This window comes from Ilumatobacter sp. (assembly GCF_041688325.1).
Taxonomy (GTDB): domain Bacteria; phylum Actinomycetota; class Acidimicrobiia; order Acidimicrobiales; family Ilumatobacteraceae; genus Ilumatobacter_A.
In genome coordinates this window covers 1-6,342 of sequence record NZ_JBDNIJ010000076.1, presented here as the reverse complement: position 1 = coordinate 6,342, position 6,342 = coordinate 1, and the positions used below count along the sequence as shown (strand labels likewise).

8 protein-coding genes are annotated in these 6,342 nt (G+C 62.5%); all 8 read left to right on the top strand.

The window, feature by feature from the left end; translation table 11 throughout:
- Positions 1 to 189: 189 nt before the first annotated feature.
- Genes ACH2EI_RS05485 through ACH2EI_RS05450 form a run of 8 tightly spaced genes read left to right on the top strand, consistent with a single transcriptional unit; the run spans position 190 to position 6,342 of the window.
- On the top strand, positions 190 to 627 hold the full coding sequence (locus tag ACH2EI_RS05485; protein WP_395151954.1) for an NUDIX domain-containing protein: 438 nt from the start codon (positions 190 to 192) through the stop codon (positions 625 to 627).
- Positions 624 to 1,913 carry a replication-associated recombination protein A gene (locus ACH2EI_RS05480; RefSeq protein WP_395151956.1) on the top strand — a complete coding sequence of 430 codons (1,290 nt, stop codon included), beginning with the start codon at positions 624 to 626 and terminating at the stop codon, positions 1,911 to 1,913. Before ACH2EI_RS05485 ends, ACH2EI_RS05480 begins: the two co-directional genes overlap by 4 nt.
- Positions 1,910 to 2,374, top strand: a complete 465-nt coding sequence (locus ACH2EI_RS05475) for a hypothetical protein (protein WP_395151958.1) — start codon at positions 1,910 to 1,912, stop codon at positions 2,372 to 2,374. Before ACH2EI_RS05480 ends, ACH2EI_RS05475 begins: the two co-directional genes overlap by 4 nt.
- Positions 2,371 to 2,709: a hypothetical protein gene (locus ACH2EI_RS05470; protein ID WP_395151960.1), complete on the top strand. Its 339-nt coding sequence runs from the start codon at positions 2,371 to 2,373 to the stop codon at positions 2,707 to 2,709. Before ACH2EI_RS05475 ends, ACH2EI_RS05470 begins: the two co-directional genes overlap by 4 nt.
- Before the next feature lie 2 nt (positions 2,710 to 2,711).
- Positions 2,712 to 4,169: an FAD-binding oxidoreductase gene (locus ACH2EI_RS05465; RefSeq protein WP_395151962.1), complete on the top strand. Its 1,458-nt coding sequence runs from the start codon at positions 2,712 to 2,714 to the stop codon at positions 4,167 to 4,169.
- The gene (locus ACH2EI_RS05460; RefSeq protein WP_395151964.1) at positions 4,160 to 5,044 is read left to right on the top strand and encodes an FAD-binding protein; all 885 of its coding nucleotides are present in this window, start codon (positions 4,160 to 4,162) and stop codon (positions 5,042 to 5,044) included. Before ACH2EI_RS05465 ends, ACH2EI_RS05460 begins: the two co-directional genes overlap by 10 nt.
- 6 nt (positions 5,045 to 5,050) lie before the next feature.
- Positions 5,051 to 5,935, top strand: coding sequence for a phosphotransferase enzyme family protein (locus ACH2EI_RS05455; RefSeq protein ID WP_395151966.1), 885 nt, complete (start codon positions 5,051 to 5,053; stop codon positions 5,933 to 5,935).
- Positions 5,936 to 5,955: 20 nt separating this feature from the next.
- Positions 5,956 to 6,342, top strand: a complete 387-nt coding sequence (locus tag ACH2EI_RS05450; protein ID WP_395159371.1) for an SET domain-containing protein-lysine N-methyltransferase — start codon at positions 5,956 to 5,958, stop codon at positions 6,340 to 6,342.

The window sequence follows — 6,342 nt, the reverse complement described above, 5'->3', positions numbered from 1 at the left end:
TGCTTGCTGACTTCTATGACCGCATCGGCGAACCGCTCAAGGCCCGTCGCTGGTTTGGCACGATTGCCGAACATGACCGCGACTATTACGACATCCAGACGCGTCTTCGTCACATCGGCCGCTGACGCGGGTCAGCCGCCGCGCAGGTGGTTCCGCGCTGGTCGCCGGTGAACGGTACGATCGACCCCGATGGGGAGTTTGCATTTTCGAGCGGGAACCGTTGCGGTGGTGCGCGATTCAAGCGGCAGAGTTCTTGCTTTTGAACGCTCTGACCGCACAGGTCAATGGCAACTTCCGCAAGGTGGTATCGACGCAGGTGAAACTCCGGTCGAAGGTGTCTGGCGTGAACTTGAAGAAGAAACCGGGTTGACTGCCAACGAGGTCCATCTCGTCGATGAGTATCCCGAGTGGACTGTCTACGAGTGGCCTGAGAGCGTCAAAACGGTTGGACAACGGCTGGGTCAGGCGCAGCGCTGGTTCTTCTTCCAGATTGATGACGACAACACCGCACCGAGGCCTGACGGTGTTGAGTTCGTTGATTGGAAATGGGTGCAGATCGACTGGTTAATCGACCAGGTCGTCGACTTCCGCCAGGCGTCGTATCAGCGCGTGCTCGGCACCGCGTGAGTGACAACCTGTTTGCTGCAGCAGCGGAGGAGACTCGGCGGGCTCGCGCTCCGCTGGCGGCGCGGCTCCGGCCGCGTACTCTCGACGATGTCGTCGGCCAGGAACATCTGGTCGGCCCGGGAAGGCCGCTCCGAGTGCTGGTCGAAAGCGACCGGTTGAGTTCAGCGCTTCTGTGGGGCCCGCCGGGAACAGGCAAGACATCGCTTGCTCTCGCAGTTGCCGGGTCCACCGAGCGGGCGTTCGAGCAGATGTCGGCTGTCACTGCTGGAGTCAAGGACGTCCGAGAGACGATAGAACGGGCGAAGCAACGCCTGGGTGAGCGGGGGCAGGGCACGATCCTGTTCCTCGACGAGATCCATCGTTTCTCTAAGTCGCAGCAAGACGCGCTGCTGCCAGCAGTGGAAGACGGCACGCTGACACTGATCGGCGCGACGACGGAAAATCCGTTCTTCGAAGTGAACGCTCCGCTGCGCAGCCGTTCGACCCTGTTTCGTCTCGAGCCGCTGGATCGAAAGGCCATCGAGCAACTCGTCGCACGCGGTTTGCAGGCTGAGGCGGTTACTGCTGACCCAGAAGCCACAACGTTGCTTGTCGACCGATCCGGCGGCGATGGTCGCCAGGTGCTCACGTCGCTCGACGTCGCATGTGCATTGTCGAACTACACACACGTCGAACTCGAACATGTCGAAGCTGCGCTCGGAACCAGTGCGCTTCGTTACGGGCAGGACGATCACTATGACGTCGTGAGTGCCTTTATCAAGTCGATGCGGGGCAGCGACGCCGACGCTGCGGTGTACTGGCTGGCGCGGATGCTTGAAGCGGGCGAAGACGCCCGTTTCATCGCCCGCCGCATGGTCATTTTCGCGAGCGAAGACGTCGGTCTCGCCGACAGCCGCGGGCTCGAAGTTGCAGTTGCCGCCGCGCATGCGCTCGAACATGTCGGGCTCCCGGAGGCCCAACTCAACCTGGCACAGGCAGCGATCTATCTGGCGACTGCTCCCAAGAGCAACCGTGCAGCGTTGGCTATCTGGAATGCACGGGCAGCGGTCAAAGACGGGGCAGTCGGCGAGGTACCCGCTCATCTTCGAGATGGGCATTATCAAGGCGCTGCTGAACTCGGTCACGGTGCTGGCTACCGCTATCCTCATGACGATCCGAAGGGATGGGTCGACCAGCAGTATTTGCCCGAGTCGCTGGCCGGCCGTCACTGGTATGAGCCGAGCGAACACGGCGACGAGGGGAAGATCGTAATGCACAAGAACCCACGGTCGAAAGGACAGCAATGACGCCCGGCGAACTTGTCCTCATCGTGCTGGCGGTGTTGATGATCATTGGCTTTACCGCCTTGATCGTCGTGCTGTTGCGTGTGCTCGACACGCTCCGCTCACTGCGGAACGAAGTGACCGATCTACGTAACGAAACTCAACCCCTGCTCGCTGACCTCCGGCACACCACGAACGAAGCGCGGTCGACGGTTGACGAGGCACGACACGACCTCGAACGGTTCGACAGAGTCCTCGGTTCAGCCGAAGCCATTGGTGATGCAATCGGTGGAAGGGTCACCAAGACAGCGTTCTCGTCGCCGGTCATCAAGGCGGCAGGTTTCGCCAAGGGAACCTCTCGCGTGTGGTCAAGGCTTCGTGGTGGGCCAATCCAACGGTCGATTGCCACGGTCGATCCGAACGTGATTGAGGTCCGAAATCGAGCCGGTATTGCGCCGGAGCAACGCAGGAGGAAACGAGCATGATGAAGCGAGTCACCTGGTTTGCCGGAGGGTTGGCCGCCGGCATTGCTGGCGCCGGATACGCCAAGAAGAAGGTCAAGGAAGCCGCGTCAAGCGTTGCTCCTGTGCAAGTCGTGAAGTCAGCTGTCTCCAAGGCGCGAGCCAAGGGTCGAGACGTTGCCGATGCAGTCCGTGAGGGGCGGGTCGTGGCGTCGCAGCACGAAGACGAGTTGCGAGCAAAGCGCGAGGGTCGCCTTGAGTCGCTCGAAGACCACGTCGAACCTGGCGACAAGGTGTTCGTCGATGGTGAGGCGGTCGAGAGCGGGCGCGTGATCGTGATGCGCCAACCTCGGGACTGACCGTGTCACTCGACGAGATCTACACAGGCCACGACGTCGACCTCGTCCGGGTGGCGACCCGACTCCGTGCTGTTATACGGCCCGATCAGGTTCGTGACGGTGCGACGGAAACACATTTGTACCGGCGCGATGCGTCGACCATGTCCAACACAGCGGGCATCGTCTGCTTCGCCGAGTCGACCGCTGACGTTCAGGCGATTGTCCAGATTGCTGCCGAATTCGGGGTGCCGTTCCTGGCGCGCGGCTCGGGAACCGGTCTTGCCGGAGGCGCCGTTCCGCCTCCCGGCGCGATCGTCATCTCGACGACGAAGATGAACAAGATCATCTCGGTCGATCCGGTCAGTCGGATGGCGTGGGTCGAACCAGGCGTTCTGAATCTCGACCTGTCGAAGCAAATTGCTCACCTCGGCGTGCACTTCGCGCCCGATCCAAGTAGCCAGCAAACGTGTTCGATCGGTGGCAACGTCGCGAACAACTCGGGTGGGCCACACTGTCTCGCCGACGGCGTCACCAATGCCCACATCCACGGGATGGAAGTGGTGCTGCCCGACGGCTCGGTCACGATCTTTGGCGGCGAAGAGCCGGAGCCTGACGGTTTTGATCTGCGCGGCGTCTTCGTTGGGAGCGAAGGCATGTTCGGAGTGGCCACCAAGGTCTGTGTCCGTCTCATGCAGAACCCGCCCGATGTGGCGACAATGCTGATGGACTTTGCGTCGGTGTCTGACGGGGCCGACTTGGTCAGCGACATCATCGCGGCGGGCATCGTGCCGGCTGCGGTCGAGATGATGGATCAGCTCTGCCTCGTCGCTGTCGAGGCGTTCATTCACGCCGGGTTGCCGGTCGAACAAGCCGCAGCGTTGCTGATCGAGGTCGTCGGACCAGCCCGCGGTGTCGCTGCTGACGTCGCGCGGATTTCCGAACTGGCAACGGCCCGGAACGTCGGCGGTGTGCGGATTGCTGCAGACGACGCCGAACGAGCGCTGCTCTGGAAGGGTCGCAAGTCAGCGTTCGGCGCAATCGCAAATATCAAGCCCGACTACTACCTGCATGACACCGTGGTCCCAAGGAACAAGTTGTCCGGCGTGCTCGACCAGATCTACGCGATAGTCAAAGAGCACGATCTGCAAGTACTCAACGTGTTTCACGCCGGTGATGGCAACCTGCACCCGCTGCTGGTCTTCGATGGCAAGGAGCCTGGCGTCTACGAACGTGTGCATGCTGCCGGCAGGGCAATCGTCAAAGCGTCCGTCGATGCCGGTGGGGTGCTGAGCGGTGAGCATGGCATCGGCCTTGAGAAGCGCGATCTGATGCCGCTGATGTTTTCCGAGACCGACCTGGCAGCGCAAGCCGACTTACGCCGAGCGTTTGACCCGCAGATGCTGTCCAATCCAGACAAGGTCTTGCCGAGCCCGGCGACGTGTGGCGAGATTCATCGAGCCCCGGAGGGCGCATGGATCTGACTGTCGACGATTTCGCGGCGAATATCGGGAGTACCGAACCGGTCGCGGTTGTCGGCCTTGCTACTCGAGCAACGCCGCCTGGCGACGTGCGCCTGGTTACTGCTCCGGTTGGGATCGACTGGATCCAGCCGGCCGAGATGACGATCCAGTGCGGTGCCGGCACACCGGTCGATGACGTTGCTCAGGCGCTCGCCGAGCACGGCCAGCAGATTCCTTTCCCTCCTGGAGGCACCATCGGTGGAGCGCTCGCCGTTGGCCACAGCGGTATCCGCCGACTGGCTTACGGAGCAATGCGCGATGCTCTCCTCCAAACGCACTACGTCGGATCAACCGGCAAGGTCGTGAAGGCCGGTGGCCCGACCGTCAAGAACGTCAGCGGCTTTGACCTATGCCGGCTGATGGTCGGGTCGCGTGGAACGCTTGGCTTTCTCGGCGACGTCATCTTGAGGACGCGTCCAATTTCGGCCTACGAGCAATGGTTCACATCGGACCGTGATCCCTGGACGCTCCTGACCGGTCTGTTCAGGCCGACCACGGTCCTGTGGGATGGCGCCGCAACCTGGGTACTCCTCGAGGGCCATGAGGGTGATGTCACCGAAATGGCCGAGGCATACGGACTGAACCCCATCGACCGACCACCCGAGCTGCCCTCGGGTGGTCGCTGGTCGATGGCACCGTCTGAACTGCCGTCGCTGCGCGTTGCTCAGCCGGGGTCGTTCATCGCCGAGATCGGCGTCGGAGTCGTGCATCACACCAGGCCACGGCCGTCGCGCCAAGTCGACCCGGTGCAGGCGCAGCTGCATGCCCGCATCAAGGGTGAGTTCGACCCGACGGGCCGCCTTAACCCGGGTGTCGACGTGTTGACGGTGATCTGACCGGGCATGCGTCCGTTTGTCGATCGACCGATCACCGACCTTGGAGCAGCGGGTGACCTTGCGGTTGATGCTGCGGCGTATTGGGAACTTCCGGAACCGGTATTGCTCCGGGCGGGCATGAATGCGATCTATCGGTCGGGTGATGTTGTGCTCCGAGTGAGTGAGCCGAGTGCGCCGGCGAGTGCATCATTGGAACTTGCCGAGCGGTTGCTCGAGGCTGGCCTTCGGGTCACACGACCGGTCCGAACAGACACATTCGGCCAGGCCGGGCTCCACGCAACGGCATGGGAGCACATCGAGGCGACAGGCGAACCAATCGACTGGCGAGCCGTCGGTGCAATGGTTCGGATGGTGCATACTCTCGATAAGGACGACCTTCCGAGCGAGTACCCGCTGCCGCAGCCAGTCGATTTCCCGTGGTGGGACTTCAACACACTCTTCGCTCAAATTGGCGACGTTTTGGACCACGAAGCCAGACGGGGTATCGAGCAGGCCATCGGGCGTTGGCCCGATTGGGCTGATCAGGCCGGCGCAGTGGTGTGCCACGGCGACGTGCACCCCGGCAATGTGATCATGGCTCCCGATGGCCCGGTCCTGATTGACTGGGACCTCATGTGCGTGGCCCCGCCCGGGTGGGACCACGCACCGCTGATGACACTGTCTGAGCGGTGGGGCGGCGAGCCCGGGGTGTACGCGGCGTACGCCGATGGGTATGGATCGTCGCTGCGTGCACAACCGTCCGCCGAAGCGTTCGCCGAACTTCGATTGGTCGCAGCCACGCTGATGCGAGTCCGCGCGGGTATGAGCAACGAGGCTGCGATGCCCGAAGCCCAGCGTCGACTTGCCTATTGGCGCGGCGAATCCGACGCACCGGCGTGGCAAGCGCAGTAGGGCCCGGTTGACTCTCGGCCGTGCCTCCCGAGAACGCCGCATCGATTCATCCCCATTTGCGTGTCGCCAAATCACCGACTGGTGCTGGTCGAGGCGTTTTTGCCACACGCAACATCGTCGCGGGTGAGCAGATTGAGCGATGCCCGATGTTGATCGTCGAAGGCGACCAGGGGGAGGCGCTCTCGCTGGGTGCCGATAGCTACGTATTCGGCTGGGGCGAGTCCTCGACGGCGTTGGCGCTCGGCTATGGCTCGCTCTACAACCATCGCTATTCCCCGAACGCCGAAACGTTAGAGACACCAGACGAGCTGGTGATCACGGCGCTGGCCGACATCGCCGAGGGCTCTGAGATCTTCATCAACTACATGGGGACGGCTCAAGAGGGCGTCTGGTTCGACATTCTGTAG